This window comes from Pseudomonas graminis (assembly GCF_004364335.1).
Lineage (GTDB): Bacteria > Pseudomonadota > Gammaproteobacteria > Pseudomonadales > Pseudomonadaceae > Aquipseudomonas > Aquipseudomonas graminis_D.
The window spans coordinates 124,173-138,826 of sequence record NZ_SOCR01000014.1 but is presented as its reverse complement, the minus strand read 5'-3'; the positions used below and the strand labels follow the sequence as shown (position 1 = coordinate 138,826).

The 14,654-nt window shown below is 61.9% G+C and carries 11 protein-coding genes; 4 read left to right on the top strand and 7 right to left on the bottom strand.

Features of this window, described 5'->3' with window-relative positions; translation table 11 throughout:
- Positions 1-43: 43 nt before the first annotated feature.
- The 5 genes from EC919_RS23660 to EC919_RS23640 all read right to left on the bottom strand — a co-directional run bounded on the left by EC919_RS23660 (position 44) and on the right by EC919_RS23640 (position 5,598).
- Positions 44-1,120, bottom strand: coding sequence for a nucleoside hydrolase (locus EC919_RS23660; protein WP_133776729.1), 1,077 nt, complete (start codon positions 1,118-1,120; stop codon positions 44-46).
- 153 nt (positions 1,121-1,273) lie between these two features.
- Positions 1,274-2,587 (bottom strand): MFS transporter, encoded by a 1,314-nt coding sequence (locus EC919_RS23655; RefSeq protein ID WP_133776728.1) that lies wholly within the window; start codon positions 2,585-2,587, stop codon positions 1,274-1,276.
- Between the two features lie 150 nt (positions 2,588-2,737).
- The gene (locus EC919_RS23650) at positions 2,738-3,385 is read right to left on the bottom strand and encodes an N-carbamoylsarcosine amidohydrolase (protein ID WP_133776727.1); all 648 of its coding nucleotides are present in this window, start codon (positions 3,383-3,385) and stop codon (positions 2,738-2,740) included.
- A 249-nt stretch (positions 3,386-3,634) separates the two neighbouring features.
- Complete coding sequence (locus EC919_RS23645; RefSeq protein WP_133776726.1) at positions 3,635-4,453, bottom strand: alpha/beta fold hydrolase; 819 nt, start codon at positions 4,451-4,453, stop codon at positions 3,635-3,637.
- On the bottom strand, positions 4,450-5,598 hold the full coding sequence (locus EC919_RS23640; protein WP_133776725.1) for an FAD-dependent monooxygenase: 1,149 nt from the start codon (positions 5,596-5,598) through the stop codon (positions 4,450-4,452). Before EC919_RS23640 ends, EC919_RS23645 begins: the two co-directional genes overlap by 4 nt.
- A 359-nt stretch (positions 5,599-5,957) precedes the next feature.
- Between EC919_RS23640 and EC919_RS23635 the strand changes: the two genes are divergently transcribed.
- The 4 genes from EC919_RS23635 (at position 5,958) to EC919_RS23620 (ending at position 11,943) form a co-directional block, all read left to right on the top strand.
- Positions 5,958-7,007, top strand: a complete 1,050-nt coding sequence (locus EC919_RS23635) for a 2,5-dihydroxypyridine 5,6-dioxygenase (RefSeq protein ID WP_133776724.1) — start codon at positions 5,958-5,960, stop codon at positions 7,005-7,007.
- 262 nt (positions 7,008-7,269) lie between these two features.
- The gene (locus EC919_RS23630) at positions 7,270-7,704 is read left to right on the top strand and encodes a MarR family winged helix-turn-helix transcriptional regulator (RefSeq protein ID WP_108119803.1); all 435 of its coding nucleotides are present in this window, start codon (positions 7,270-7,272) and stop codon (positions 7,702-7,704) included.
- A gap of 139 nt (positions 7,705-7,843) precedes the next feature.
- Positions 7,844-8,365: a (2Fe-2S)-binding protein gene (locus EC919_RS23625; protein ID WP_133776723.1), complete on the top strand. Its 522-nt coding sequence runs from the start codon at positions 7,844-7,846 to the stop codon at positions 8,363-8,365.
- Positions 8,362-11,943, top strand: coding sequence for a molybdopterin cofactor-binding domain-containing protein (locus tag EC919_RS23620; protein ID WP_133776722.1), 3,582 nt, complete (start codon positions 8,362-8,364; stop codon positions 11,941-11,943). The genes EC919_RS23625 and EC919_RS23620 overlap by 4 nt, the downstream gene beginning before the upstream one ends.
- A gap of 642 nt (positions 11,944-12,585) precedes the next feature.
- Here the strand turns inward: EC919_RS23620 and EC919_RS23615 are convergent.
- On the bottom strand, positions 12,586-13,230 hold the full coding sequence (locus tag EC919_RS23615; protein ID WP_133776721.1) for a TetR/AcrR family transcriptional regulator: 645 nt from the start codon (positions 13,228-13,230) through the stop codon (positions 12,586-12,588).
- Positions 13,231-13,235: 5 nt separating this feature from the next.
- Entirely contained in the window at positions 13,236-14,579 is a 1,344-nt protein-coding gene (pssA, locus tag EC919_RS23610) for a CDP-diacylglycerol--serine O-phosphatidyltransferase (protein ID WP_133776720.1), read from the bottom strand.
- Between the last annotated feature and the right edge of the window lie 75 nt (positions 14,580-14,654).

Sequence of the window (14,654 nt, the reverse complement as noted above, 5' to 3'; positions counted from 1 at the left end):
AGCCGGTTGGGCCCTTTCATATCATCGTCGCGAACCGAGGCGATCAGCGTTTGACCGGCGCAGGCAGAGTGACCAGATTCACGTACGCGTCCCAGAACTTCTTCTGGTCCACGGCGAACACCACTTTCGCCTTCTGTGTGCCGACGGGCGCGCCCTTCTTGTAGCCGATGGAGCGGCCGTAATCCGGTCCGAAGTGGGCGTCGACGTCGACCCACAGGTCTTTGGACTCGGTGACCAGTTCCGGATGAACCAGGTACAGCGCGGGCAGGCTGTCCCAAGTGAAGCTGTGATGGTTCGGGTCCTTGTCGAACTCAGGCCCCAGCACCGCTTTGTACAGGTCGGGAATCACGCCTTTGCTGGCGACGATGCGCTGGTAGATCGAGGCGTCGAAGATGACTTTTTCGCAGACATCGTTGGGGAAAATCACGTGCTCGATGGGCGAGCGCAGGACGATTTTTGCGGCCTCGGGGTCGAACCACCAGTTGAATTCCGCCGCTGGCGTCGTGTTGCCGGGAATCTCGATGGCGCCGCCCATGTACACGATGCGTTTGATCAGCGGCACGATTTCCGGCGCGCTGCGAATCGCCAGAGCGATGTTGGTCAGCGGGCCAACGGCGAGAATGGTCACCTCGTGGGGGTTTTTCTTCACGCTGTCGACGATGAACTGCGCGGCGGATTCGCTGCGCAACGCAGTGTGTGTGGCAAGCCCGTCCGGTGGCGCGACCAACTGCGAGGCAGCGGTGGGGCGGGGGCTCTTGAACGCTCCCGGCCAGCCTGCGCCGAACAGGGCTTTTTCCTGTTCATAGGTGGCGAAGTCGTGCAGCAGCGGGTATGCCGCGCCGGAGTACACGCCGATGTCCTTTTCCACGCCCATGCGCTCGACCGCCTTCAGTGCATCGACCTGCTCCTGATCAACCCACGCGTTGCCACTCACGAGGGTCATGCCCAGCAGGTCGATGCGCTTTTGCGCGTGCAGTTGCGCCAGCATGATGAAGGCCTGGCCGTCGTCGTTGAGCACGTTGAAATCGGTGTCGAAGATGACCTTTTCCGCCGCCTGCAATGAGGGCGCGGACAGTCCCAGCGTCAGGGCCAGGGCACAGCTTTTCACAAACGCCTGCATGAGCGGTTTCCACCGTTGTTATTGGAAAAATACAATTCCCACGTAGGAGCCGGCTTGCTGGCGAATGCTGTGGTTCAGTCAACATTTTATTCACTGAAACACCACATTCGCCAGCAAGCCGGCCCCTACAGGATCTACGTCCAGCAGGGCGAATTATCTGTTCACCAGCTTCGCCGGCAGCGCCACCACCAGCAGGCTGCTCAGAATCAGGCACCCGGCAAAGAACCACAACGCCCCGGCGCTGCTGCCAGTGACGTCGATGGCGATGCCCATCATCGAGTTGCTCACCAGCCCCGCAACGTTCGCCAGCGAGCAGGCCAATGCGAAACCTGTCGCCGCCGCCCGGCCTTTGAGGAACGTCGCCGGCAGGCTGAAGAACACCGGCACGGCACCAATGATCGCCGCTGAAGCGACGGCAAACAGCGCGACGGTCGCGACCACGTTATGGGTGAAGAATGGGCTGGCGGCCATGGCCACCGCGCCGATCCAGAACGGCACGATGATGTGCCAGCGCCGTTCGCGACGGCGGTCGGAGCTGGCGCCGATCATCAGCATGCCGATCAGCGCCGCCACGCTGGGCAGTGCCGTCAACACGCCGATGTGGAAAGTGTCGGTGACCCCGGCGTTCTTGATGAACGTCGGCATCCAGAAGCCCATGGCGTAGGCGCTGAGCAGAATCGAGAAGTCGATACCGCCAAGCATCCACACTTTCAGATTGAAAAAACCGTCGCGAAAGCTGTGCTTGCTGTCCTTGCCCTCAACGTCGTCCAGGCGCAGCTCGCCTTCCAGCAACGTCTGTTCGGCGCTGTTCAGCCATTTGGCTTCTTTCGGGTTATTCGGCAGCGCCCAGAACGTCATCACCCCGAGCAGCACGCTGGGAATGCCTTCGATCAGGAACAGCCACTGCCAGCCACGCAGGCCGGCGGTCTGGTCGAAATGGCCCATGATCCAGCCCGACAGCGGGCCGCCGATGACGCTGGAGAGCGGCAGGCCGATCATGAACAACGCGATGATGCGGCCACGGCGGTAGGTCGGGAACCAGGTGGTCAGGTAAAACAGCACCCCCGGCAGAAAGCCCGCTTCAGCGGCGCCGAGCAGAAACCGCAGTACGTAAAACTGCGTCGGCGTGCTGACGAACAGCGTGCAGGACGACAGCAACCCCCAGGTGATCATGATCCGCGCGATCCAGATCTTCGCGCCGACCTTTTCCAGCACCAGGTTGCTTGGCACTTCGAAGAGGATATAGCCGACGAAAAACAGCCCGGCGCCGAGCCCGAACGCTGTCTCGCTGAAGTGCAGCTGGTCGAGCATCTGCAGCTTGGCGAAGCCGATGTTGATGCGGTCCAGGTAAGCGGCCAGGTAGCAGAAACACAGGAAGGGGATGAGCTTCCAGGTGATCTTGCTGTACAGCGCTTTGATCGGGTCCGCGGCTAAGTTCGCGGAGGTTTCTACATTCGCAGAGGGCATGGGTGTCTCCTGGCGGTTCTTCGACCGGTGAGCGCGGCGGCGGCTGATTTTGCCTGCGTTTGCGGTGTTGTCATATGGGGGAAGAAGCGGCAAGCGGTAAGCCTCAAGCTGCAAGAGGGGACCGCGCGCGCTTCACTTGCAGCTTGTGGCTTACCGCTTGGAGCTCACGGCCAGCAATTGCGCTATGGCTTCCTGCTTGCCGACCACATCCCCGTACTTGCTATCGATGTCGAACAGGTTCGCTTCATGGGGATCGGGGTGTCGGTCGCCCACGCATTCGCGCACCACGATTGTCCGGAAACCGTGCTGCACGGCATCCACCGCTGTCGCCCGGATGCAGCCGCTGGTGGAGCAACCGGCCAGCACGACGGTATCGATCCCTTGAGCGTGCAGCATTGATGCCAGTGACGTGCCGAAGAACGAACTCGCGTACTGCTTGCTGATGACGACCTCCTCGGGCAATGGCTGCACGGCCTCGCAGAACGCGGCAAGCGGGTTGCCTTCGACCATGTCCTTCATCACCGGCGCTTTTTTCACCCACATGCCGCCGTCCGCGAAATGCGTGGGGTGATAGCGGATGTTGGTATGCACCACGAAGATGCCGTGTTCCCGCGCGCAGGCCAGCAGCTCGACGCTTTCGGCCACCGCACTGACCACGCCGGGCGCATATAAAGGCGCGCCGGGTTGGGTGTAGCCCTGCATGAAATCGATCATGAGTAGGGCCGGTTTCGCACCAAAACCTATGCGATTGCCCCAGACGCCCTGATAGTTGGCGTCTGCGCTTTGTGGGTCGGTCATTGCGTTCACCTCGGTCAATAGGGTTGAAGTCGGTTCTGCATCGCGCTAAAAAATATCCTGAACGGACCCCAGGCCTGAGCTCGGAAATTCTTGTCAACGCAGGACACCTGTAGGAGCGCGCTTGCCCGCGAAACGCGCCGGGTCAGTTGACGGTGATGTGTCTGGAGCATCCCTTCGCGGGCAAGCGCGCTCCTACAGGTGCAGCGCCGGACATAAATCCGGTTCAGGCCTGTTCGGTAATCCTCTGCCTCAGGTCAGCGGCGTGCCGAGGAAATCACCGAACGCGGCGAAGAAGCCCGGCAGGTTGTCCCACGGAATCATGTGTCCGGCGTTTTCCACTCGTGCGATCAGCATGTTCGGTTGCAACTGTCGGATTTCGGCTTCGTCTTCCGCCTGAATCACACCCCCACGGCCAGCGACGATGAGCAGGGCAGGGACCGGAAGGTTCGGCAGGTCGTGATGGAAATCCACGTCGTGGAAGTCATTGAAGGCGCGGACGATGGCCGGTTCGTAGCAGGTGTGCAGCCATTCGGCGCGCAGCTGCAGTTGCTCCTCGGTCCAGGTCGAGCAGAACGCGCGCATGTCTTGCGCGCTCATGCCCTGTTGCGACTGGCGGATCGAATCGACGTACCAGGGCAACTTCGCCGGGTATTCACGACGCCCCGGACCGGACACCGGCGGATCGATCAGCACCAGGCTTTTCAGGCCCTGGGGACAACGAATCGACGCCCGTACGGCAAAACGCGCGCCCATCGAGTGACCGGCCAGGTGATAGCTGTCGATGCCCATGGCGGCGGCGAACGCCCCAATGTCATCGGCGCAGGTGTCGACGCTGTAATCCAGATCCGGGCCGGTGGAAGAAAGACCGCGACCGCGCGCATCCAGCACGTAGGTGTCGAAAGACTGACCCAGACGTTCGGCGACGAAACCCCAGGTGATCGCCGGACTGGTAATGCCCGGAATCAGGATCAGCGCCGGTTTGCCGGAGTGTGTGTCGCCGCCGTAGCGCAGGTAATGTTGACGGATGCCGTTGGCCCGGACGTTGCCGCCATGAATGAATGTGCTCACGCCGCCACCCCCGATTTCAGTTCCTGGCCGTAGAGGTCGTAACCGTAGACCCAGGCCGGATCTTCCTGGGTGCGCAGCCAAGTGTTGGCGTTGGAAACCGCTTGCACGCGAGAGGCGCGCTCCTTGCGATTGGCTTCGTAGAGCTGGAACGCGGTGCGGTAATCGGTGAGGCCGGTTTCCTGCAGGCAGCGGGTGAGCATCGCGGCGTCTTCAATGGCCATGCCGGCGCCCTGGGCCATGTGCGGCTTCATCGGGTGGCAGGCATCGCCGAGCAAAACAAGGCGGCCGCGACTCCACAACGGCAGTGGGTTGCGGTTGAGAAGCGGCCATTTGGTCACGCTGTCGGTGGACTCGATCAGGGCCTGCACGGTGGGGTGGTAGCCGGCGAACGCTTCGTACATTTCGTCCCGGCTGCTGTCGACCCAACTGCCCTCGAAATCCCACGCCGCATGGGGCACACCGGTGACGTAGTAGTACTCATCGCGCTTGCCGGTGGTGTGGTAAACCATCATGTGACGGTCCTCGCTCCACCACTTCACGCAGTTCTCGAAATTCAGGTTGTACTTGGTCAGCACCTCGCTGGGGATCAGTGCGCGGTGGGCGACCCAGCCGCTGTACAGCGGTTTTTCCTGGCCCAGCAGCTCTTCACGAATCTTCGAATTGATGCCGTCGGCGCCGATCACGATGTCGGCGTCGGCGTGGGTGCCATCGGCAAAATTCAGGCGCACGCCGTTGTCGCGCTCCTCCAGCGTGGTCAGGCATTTGCTGAAGTGCACGCTGCCGGGCGCCAGTGTCGACATTTGCAGGGCGTGCAAGTCGCCGCGGTGCACGGTGATGTAGGCCGCGCCGTACTCCTTGAGGGAGAACTCGCCCAGTGCGATGCGCGACAGGTAATCGCCGGTCGCACCGTCGCGGCTGAACCAGAAATCCGGGTGCGAACCCATGTCGCTCAGCTGTTGCTCAATGCCCATTCGGCGGAAGATTTTCATGATGTTCGGGCCCATGTGGATCCCGGCACCGATGCGTGAAAACGCGGGAGACTGCTCGTAGATGTCGACGTGGAAACCGGCTTTCTGCAACAGCGTCGCAGCCGCAGCGCCCCCCAGACCGGATCCGACGATGGCGATTTTTTGCGTGGTTGGCATGGCGCGCATTCCTTTTTGTTTCATGAGCTCTGAATGACAGGCGTTCTGGATGACGGCGAGGCGATAGCCTTCAGTCCCGTCGCTGGGTTTTTAAAGTGTATACGCTGATATTTTTAAAAGTGAACCGTTATTTCCAGAAACGTCAGCCGACGTCGCAATCAGGCATGTCACCCTCTGTAACCCTTATATGCAGGGATCTGTGTGGTCGGGTAACACAGTGGCGTGCCTATTGCAGCTGCGTCCGGATTGATGTCTTATCACTTTTAATAAGTGTGTACGCTTTAAAAAGTGCACCGGTCTGATGCGCGACGCCTTGCAATGGTGCATCCGGCCGGTCATCCCCCGAGAGGAGAGAAGAGATGCCGGTTAGCGATTGCGAATTGACCCAGATGTTCGAGCACGTCCTGAAGCTGTCGAAAGTGGACGCGACCCAGAGCGTGGCGGTGCTCAAGAGCCACTACTCCGATGCGCGCACGGTGCGCGCCGCCATGGACGCCGCCCAACGCCTGGGCGCCAAGGTGTATGCGGTGGAGCTGCCGTCGTTCAATCACCCCAAAGCCATGGGCAACGACATGACCGCCTACTGCGGCGACACCGCGCTGACCGGCAACATTGCGGCGCAACGAGCCCTGGAGGCGGCGGACCTGATCGTCGACACGATGATGCTGCTGCACTCGCCGGAACAGGAGCAGATCCTCAAGACCGGCACGCGGATTTTGCTGGCGGTCGAACCCCCGGAAGTGCTGGCGCGGATGCTGCCGACGGTGGCGGACAAGGAACGGGTGCTGGCCGCTGAACAGGTACTGAAGGCGGCGCGCTCGATTCAGGTGAAGTCCCGGTCCGGAAGCGATTTCCGTGCGCAGCTGGGGCAATATCCTTCGGTCACCGAATACGGTTTCGCCGACGAGCCGGGCCGTTGGGATCACTGGCCCAGTGGTTTCCTGTTTTCCTGGCCCAACGAAGAGACGGCCGAGGGCACGCTGGTCATTGATGTCGGCGACATCGTGCTGCCGTTCAAAACCTATTCCCGCGAGCAAATCACGCTGGAGATCGACAAGGGGTTCATTACCGGGATTCACGGTGGATTCGAAGCCGAGTACCTGCGCGACTACCTGAAGTACTTCAATGACCCTGAGGTCTACGGCATTTCCCACATCGGATGGGGCCTGCAACCCCGGGCGCAGTGGACCGCCATGGGCCTGCACGACAAGAACGACGGCATGTGCATGGACGCCCGGGCGTTCTACGGCAACTTCCTGTTCTCAACCGGGCCGAACACCGAAGTCGGCGGCACCCGCAAAACCCCGTGCCACCTGGATATCCCGCTGCGCCGTTGCGACATTTATCTGGATGATCTGGCCGTGGTGGTGGCCGGCGAAGTGGTGGCGCCCGAGGCCTCGAAAGCCTGAGGCAGATTTCATCCCACCGCGGACCTGTAGGAGCGCGCTTGCCCGCGAAAGGTGTGTCAGACGACATTTACGTCACAGACCCACGCGATCGCGGGACAAGCCACGCTCCTACAGTCGATATCGCCTTAGCCCTCCGCGCATCTCTGGCGCGGATAAAAGGCACGCGTTCCGAAGATTCCCCTCAACCCCCGCAAACGTTACTGTAGCCACCACTTTCCAGATCCTGCCGAACGAGCCATCCGTGTCCACTGACAATTCCAACATGAGTGCGTCCTACACCTTCTCCGAGCAAGTGGGCCATCTGCTGCGCAAGGCCTACCAGCGGCATCTGGCGATCTTCCAGCAGAATGTCGGCGATTCGCAGCTCACGGCGGTGCAGTTCGTGACCCTGTGCGCATTGCGGGATCACGGCCCCAGCTCCCAAACCGAGCTGGTCAAGGCCACCGCCGTGGATCAGGCGACCATTCGCGGCATCGTCGATCGCCTGAAAGCCCGGGACCTGATCAGCCTTGAGCCGGACCCGCAGGATCGACGCAAAGTCATCTGCAGCCTGACCGACAGCGGCCTGCAACTGGTGCAGGAAACCGTGCCCCGGGCCGCGCAGATCAGTGAGCTGACCCTGAGCAAACTCAACCCCGCCGAACGCGTGGCTGTGCTGTTTCTGCTGCGCAAACTGATCGACGAGGGCGATGACTAACGGCGCCTGAGGCTCTCGTCAAACCTCATATCCATCACCAAAACTCCAACGTCCTACAGCCTTTTGTCCGCTGGCATGCTTCCTGCTCTCGTTTCATGAAGTAATCACTTCATCAAATGCGAGCTACAGCGGGTAACACATGAAGGCTGACACAAGCGAGCAGCAGCAGCGGGCGGCGGAGAAGACCGTGACGTTGAACGTCAACGGTCAGGCCACGAGCGTCACGGCAATGCCTGACACGCCGCTGTTACTGATCCTGCGCAACGACCTGCACCTCAATGGCCCCAAATACGGCTGCGGCCTGGGTGAGTGCGGCGCCTGCACGGTGATCATCGATGGCGTCGCCGCACGTTCCTGCGTGTTTCCCCTGGCGGGCGCACAAGGGCGTGAGATCACCACGCTGGAAGGCATCGGTTCGCGTAATCGCCCGCATCCGGTGCAACAGGCCTTCATCGACGAACAGGCCGCGCAATGCGGCTACTGCATGAACGGCATGATCATGACCGCCAAAGCCTTGCTCGACCGCAACCCGCACCCCACTGAAACGCAGGTCCGCAACGAACTGTCGGCCAACCTGTGCCGCTGCGGCACGCACCTGGAAATCCTGAGTGCGGTCATGCGTGCCGCGCGTCGTCAGCCCAGCACGGATCCTGTCCAATGACTCAGACCTTGCCCACGCGCGACGAATTGCTCGCCCAAAATGGCGTGCTGTTGATCGTCGACGACATCCTGCCGCCTTCCGGTCCGGTCGCCAAAGGCGGCACGCCCACGGTTCGGCCCATGGAGCTGGGGCTGTTCATCGCCATCGATCAGGACAGCCGCGTCTATGCCTTCAATGGCCACGTCGACCTGGGCACCGGCATTCGCACCTCGCTGACGCAGATCGTCGCCGAAGAGCTGGACCTGCAGATGGATCAGGTGACGATGATTCTGGGCGACACCGAGCGTGCGCCGAATCAGGGCGCGACCATCGCCAGCGCCACCTTGCAGATTTCCGCCATTCCGCTGCGCAACGCGGCGGCCGAGGCGCGGCGTTATCTGCTGCAGCAGGCCGGGCAGCGCTGGGCGGTCAGCGTGGAGTCACTGGTCATCGAAAGCGGGGTGATAAAGGCGCAGGACGGTCGCGAACTGACATTTGGCCAACTGCTGGTGAATCAGCGCGTCGAACTGCGCATCTCCGGTAACGCACCACTCAAGCGGCTGGAGGACTACAAACTGGTAGGGCAGGGCGCCGCCCGCGTGGACATTCCGGGCAAGGCCACCGGCGAATTGACCTACGTGCACGACATGCGTTTGCCGGACATGCTTCACGGCCGCGTCGTACGTCCGCCCTACGCCGGTTACGACACCGGAGACTTCGTCGGCACCAGCCTGCTGGACGTGGATGAATCCTCCATTGCGCACATTCCCGGCATCGTCCGCGTGGTGGTGATTCGCGATTTCGTCGGCATCGTCGCGATGCGCGAAGAGCAGGCGGCCAAGGCTGCGCGCGAGCTTAAAGTCACGTGGAAGCCGTGGCAGCACGGTTTGCCGGACATGAGCGACATCGAGCAGGCGATTCGCGACAACCCGAGCATTCAGCGGGTGGTGCTGGATCAGGGCAATGTCGAAGAAGCGTTGGCCCAGGCCAGCGAGCGGATGCCGCGAACCTATCTGTGGCCCTACCAGATTCACGGCTCTATCGGACCTTCGTGCGGGCTGGCGGACTACAGCGAAGATGGCATTCGGGTCTGGTCCGGCACGCAGAATCCCCACATGCTGCGCGCCGATCTGGCCTGGCTGCTGGAATACCCTGAAGAGCGCATCGACATCATCCGCATGGAAGCGGCCGGCTGTTACGGGCGCAATTGCGCTGACGACGTCTGCGCCGACGCGGTGTTGCTGTCTCGCGCCGTGGGCCGCCCGGTGCGCGTGCAACTGACCCGCGAGCAGGAACATGCGTGGGAGCCAAAAGGCACCGCCCAATTGATGGAAGTGGATGGCGGGCTGAACGCCGATGGCGGTATCGCCGGTTATGACTTCAGTACGCGCTATCCGTCGAACAACTCGCCGACCCTGGCCTTGCTGCTGACCGGGCGCGTGGAACCGGTGGCGACGATGTTCGAAATGGGCGATCGCACCTCGATCCCGCCCTACGACATCGAACACATGCGCGTCACCATTCACGACATGGCGCCGATCGTGCGGGCGTCGTGGATGCGCGGTGTGTCGGCGCTTCCCAATACGTTTGCTCACGAGTCCTACATCGACGAGTTGGCGTTCGCCGCTGGCGTCGATCCGATCGAATACCGGCTTCGTTATCTGCACGACGAACGCGCTGCTGAACTGGTGCGCGCGACTGCTGCGCGAGCTGACTGGACGCCGCGCACCCAACCGATGCAGATCCCCGAAGAAGACGGGGTATTGCGCGGGCGAGGCTTTGCCTACGCGCGCTACATCCACAGCAAGTTTCCCGGCTTCGGCGCGGCGTGGGCGGCGTGGGTCGCGGACGTGGCGATCGACAAGCACACCGGCGATGTGTCGGTGACCCGCGTGGTGATAGGCCACGACGCCGGCATGATGGTCAACCCCGCCGGCGTGCAGCATCAGATTCACGGCAACGTCATCCAGTCCACCAGCCGCGTGCTCAAGGAGCGGGTGACGTTCGAGGAGTCCACGGTGGCGAGCAAGGAGTGGGGCGGCTATCCGATTCTGACGTTCCCGGAAGTGCCGAAGGTCGACGTTCTGATGATGCCCCGCCAGGCCGAGCCGCCCATGGGCGCAGGGGAGTCAGCGTCGGTACCGAGCGCGGCGGCCATTGCCAACGCCGTGTACGACGCGACCGGGATTCGCTTTCGCGAGCTGCCGATCACCGCCGAGCGCATCCTTGCCGCGCTGAACAGCGCGGGCGTGGAATCCAACAGCCAACCGCCGCAATCCCCGAAAGCCAGGCGCTCGAAGTGGCTGTTCGGTTCGTTGTTTGCAGCTTTGGGGGCGGTGTTGGGCATGGCTGCGACGGCGTTGCCCTGGCGTGCGGAAATCGCGCCGATCACGCCGCCCGCAGCGGGCACCTGGTCATCGGCGACCCTGGAACGCGGACGTTTGCTGGCTGCCGTGGGCGACTGCGCGGTCTGCCACACCGCCCCGAATGGCGCCAGCAATGCCGGCGGGCTGGCGATGCAGACGCCGTTTGGCACTTTATATAGCAGCAACATCACCCCGGACCCTGACACTGGCATTGGTAACTGGTCGTATCCGGCGTTCGAGCGGGCGATGCGTGACGGCATCAGTCGCGATGGCAAACACTTGTACCCGGCGTTTCCCTACACGGCCTTCAGAAATATTGAGGACGCCGACATGCAGGCGCTGTACGCGTACCTGATGTCACAGACACCGGTGAAGCAGGTTCAGCCGGCCAATGACATGCGCTTTCCGTTCAATGTGCGGCCGCTGATGGCCGGCTGGAACGCGCTGTACCTGCGCAAAGGCGAGGTGCAGACGCAGCCGCAACAAAGCGCGCAATGGAATCGCGGCCAGTATCTGGTCAATGGGTTGGGGCATTGCGCCGCCTGCCATTCACCCCGGGATCTGTTGGGGGCGGAGAAGGGCGGCACGTCGTTTCTTGCGGGCGGCACAGTGGACGGGTGGGAAGCTCCGGCGCTCAACAGCCTGTCGAAGGCACCGACGCCGTGGACCGAGGATCAGTTGTTCAATTACCTGAGCAGCGGGTATTCCGATGCCCACGGCGTCGCCGCCGGACCAATGGGGCCGGTGGTCACGGAACTGGCAAAACTGCCGAAGAGTGACGTGCGGGCGATTGCGGTGTATCTGGCGGCGTTGAATGGGCCTGCGTCTGGCAGCGCTGGGATTCGTCCTGAGACGGCCACGGCTTCCACATCTCAGCCCACCGTTTCGCCCCAGTCATTGAGCAATGGTCAGCGAGTGTTCGAAGGCTCCTGCCAGGGTTGTCATGCCGACGGTCTGGGGCCGAAGCTGTTTGGCGTTAGCCCGTCGCTGGCGACCAACACCAACGTCCACAGCGCGCTGCCGGACAACTTGATCAAAGTGATTCAGCAGGGCATCGACAAACCGGCGACGGCGGATCTGGGTTACATGCCGGGCTTCAAGGACAGCCTGTCCAATACCCAGATCAGCGACCTCGCCGCGTACCTGCGCAGCCGCTTTGCGCCGAATGAACCGCAGTGGACGGGGTTGCCAGAGAAAGTGGCGCATCTAAAAGCCAATCCCGGAACCCATTAACGTCATAAACGCTGTCGGTGCTCGCTGAAAATTTCAGATGCCGCCCAGATCAACTGTAGGAGCGCGCTTGCTGGCGAACCCGTCGTACGGGTCAACATCGTCATCGCTGACCCACCGCCTTCGCGGGCAAGCGCGCTCCTACAGAATGCGTGTACGCCAAAGATTCCGGATGTTGCCGAGATCAACTGTAGGAGCGCGCTTGCCCGCGAAAAATATCAGCGCCGACATCCAGCCGCCTGACCCACCGCATTCGCCAGCAAGCCGGCTCCTACGGATCATGCGTCCGCCGGAGATTTGAGGTGCTCCCAAGATCGATTTTGCGTACGCCTCGGCCATCAGGTATTGCGCAGATCGACTGTAGGAGCCGGCTTGCTGGCGAACTCGTCGTACGGGGCAACATCATCATCGCTGACCCACCGCCTTCGCGGGCAAGCGCGCTCCTACAGAATGCGTGTACGCCAAAGATTCCGGATGTTGCCGAGATCAACTGTAGGAGCGCGCTTGCCCGCGAAAAATATCAGCGCCGACATCCATGCGCCTGACCCACCGCAGTCGCCAGCAAGCCGGCTCCCACAGATTACCCGTACGCCGAACACCGCCTTCGCGGGCAAGCGCGCTCCTACAAATGCTTCATCGATCAGGCTACTCCGGCAACACCATGACCCCACGCATCACCAGGTCCTGAATAAACCCCAACCAATCCGTGCGCTCTCCCTCAGCGGCCATGTCCTGACCCAGGAACGAGCTGAGGGTGTGCAGGTTGGAGTTATAGAAGTAGCACAGCGACGCGATCATCAAATACACGTGCTTGATGTCGAGGTCCTGCCGAAACAACCCCTGGGCCTGACCGGCATCGATGATCGGCCTGAGCACGCCAACGGCTTCGCCTGACAGGCGTCGAAGCTCACCGGACTGGCGGGCGTGCTTGCCCTTGTGCAGGTTTTCGATGCTGAGGATGGCGACGAATTCCGGGTGGCTGACGTAGTAGTCCCAGACGAACGCCACCAGTTGGCGCAACGTCTGCACCGGTGTCGACGGGTCCAGGGGCAGCAGGCTTTCGGCGCGGTTGAACTGTTCGTAGGTGTGCTCAAGCACTTTGACGAACAGCTTCTCCTTGCTGCCGAAGTAGTAATAAATCATCCGGTCGTTGGACTCGGCCTCGGCTGAGATCTTCTCGATGCGCCCGCCGGAATAGCCATCGCGGGTGAACACCGTGATCGCCGCCTGAAGAATGCGCGCGCGGGTCTGATCCGCCTGTTGCGCACGAACGCCAGTGCTTTTGCCCATGGTCGTCAGAGAATCCGGTAGAGCAGGCGCTCGACGCGGACCCGGCTGACCCGGCGCAGAAAGGTGCGCACGCCAACCGGGTATTCGCTCAGAGTATCGAGTTCGTCGAACTTGCCAACCCGATGGGTATTACGCATCAGCAGCGCGATTTCCTCGGCGCGGGGCTTGAGCCATTCGCCCTTGGGGTCATCGATCAGCACGGCGTTTTCCAAGTCCAGCTGAAAGGCCCGCGGGTTCAGGTTGTTGCCGGTCAGCAGGGTGTAGCGGTCGTCCGACCACAGGCCCTTGAGGTGATAGGTGTTGTCGCCGTCTTTCCACAGATGGATGTTCAGCTGATGCTTGGCGATCGCCGTCTGATGCTTCTGCATGAAGCGCCGCAGGCTGATCTCGTACAGATACGGCAGCGCCGAGATCACCTTGAATGGCTCCTCCGGCGAAATGAAAAAGTCGTTGGCGGTCTTGTCGCCGATGATGATGTCGACTTTCACGCCCCGCTTCAGCGCGCGATTGATCTCGCGCTTCACCACCAGCGGCATGTTGAAGTACGGCGTGCACAGCGTCAGTTGCTCATCGGTAGCGGCAATCAGATCGCAGAGGGTTTTGCTCAGCGGGTTCTTGTTGCCGATGCCCAGCAGCGGAATGACGCGCATCTCGCCGTTGTCACGCACGCCATCGTTGACGTCGTAGCTGGCGCGCTTTAGGTGCTGGCGGAACTGACGAATCTCCCCGCGCAGGCTGCGCGAGCTGGGCGGCGAGGGCAGGTCGAGGCGATGGACGGCGTCGGACGGCAGAATGTCCTTCTGCACCAGGCGCTGGAAGGAGTCGGCCAGCCCCTTGCTGTCGATCAGGTGATAGCGATCGAGCCGGTATTTACCGAGCTTGTGCAGATAGACGTTGTTGATGCTGGCGCCGCTGTAAATCACGCAGTCGTCGATGACGCAGCCCTTGAGGTGCAACACGCCGAACAGCTCGCGGGTCTGCACCGGCACGCCGTACACCGGCACTTCCTGATCGTGTTCCAGGTTCTGCGCCTGATACCACGCCGAGTTGCCGGCCTGCTTGCCGGCGCCAATCAGGCCCCGTTGGGCGCGGAACCAGTCGACCAGCACCACAACGTCCAGCTCCGGCCGCGCAGCCTTGCCGGCGTACAGCGCATCGAGCACTTCCTGGCCGGCTTCATCCTGCTGCAAATACAGGGCGACGATGTAAATCCGCCGGGTGGCGGCGGCAATCTTCGCCAGCAGCGTCTGCCGGTAATCGGCGGCACTCGGCAGAATCGTAATCGCCGTGCCGGAGGATTCAAAACCGCGCAGCGCTGCAAGGGTAGAACGTCGGAAAGGAGCCCGCATAAGCCTCTCGATGGGTCGGATCAACAGCGCACGAGCTTACACCAGAGTGCGCCCTCTGGTGGTTTCGGCATCGTT

Excerpts from the sequence above, each read along its gene's own strand:
- EC919_RS23635 (WP_133776724.1), top strand. The coding sequence starts at position 5,958 with ATGCCGGTTAGCGATTGCGAATTGACCCAGATGTTCGAGCACGTCCTG.
- EC919_RS23630 (WP_108119803.1), top strand. The coding sequence starts at position 7,270 with ATGAGTGCGTCCTACACCTTCTCCGAGCAAGTGGGCCATCTGCTGCGC.
- EC919_RS23625 (WP_133776723.1), top strand. The coding sequence starts at position 7,844 with ATGAAGGCTGACACAAGCGAGCAGCAGCAGCGGGCGGCGGAGAAGACC.
- EC919_RS23650 (WP_133776727.1), bottom strand. The coding sequence starts at position 3,385 with ATGACCGACCCACAAAGCGCAGACGCCAACTATCAGGGCGTCTGGGGC.
- EC919_RS23615 (WP_133776721.1), bottom strand. The coding sequence starts at position 13,230 with ATGGGCAAAAGCACTGGCGTTCGTGCGCAACAGGCGGATCAGACCCGC.
- EC919_RS23640 (WP_133776725.1), bottom strand. The coding sequence starts at position 5,598 with ATGCCAACCACGCAAAAAATCGCCATCGTCGGATCCGGTCTGGGGGGC.
- EC919_RS23660 (WP_133776729.1), bottom strand. The coding sequence starts at position 1,120 with ATGCAGGCGTTTGTGAAAAGCTGTGCCCTGGCCCTGACGCTGGGACTG.
- EC919_RS23655 (WP_133776728.1), bottom strand. The coding sequence starts at position 2,587 with ATGCCCTCTGCGAATGTAGAAACCTCCGCGAACTTAGCCGCGGACCCG.
- EC919_RS23620 (WP_133776722.1), top strand. The coding sequence starts at position 8,362 with ATGACTCAGACCTTGCCCACGCGCGACGAATTGCTCGCCCAAAATGGC.
- pssA (WP_133776720.1), bottom strand. The coding sequence starts at position 14,579 with ATGCGGGCTCCTTTCCGACGTTCTACCCTTGCAGCGCTGCGCGGTTTT.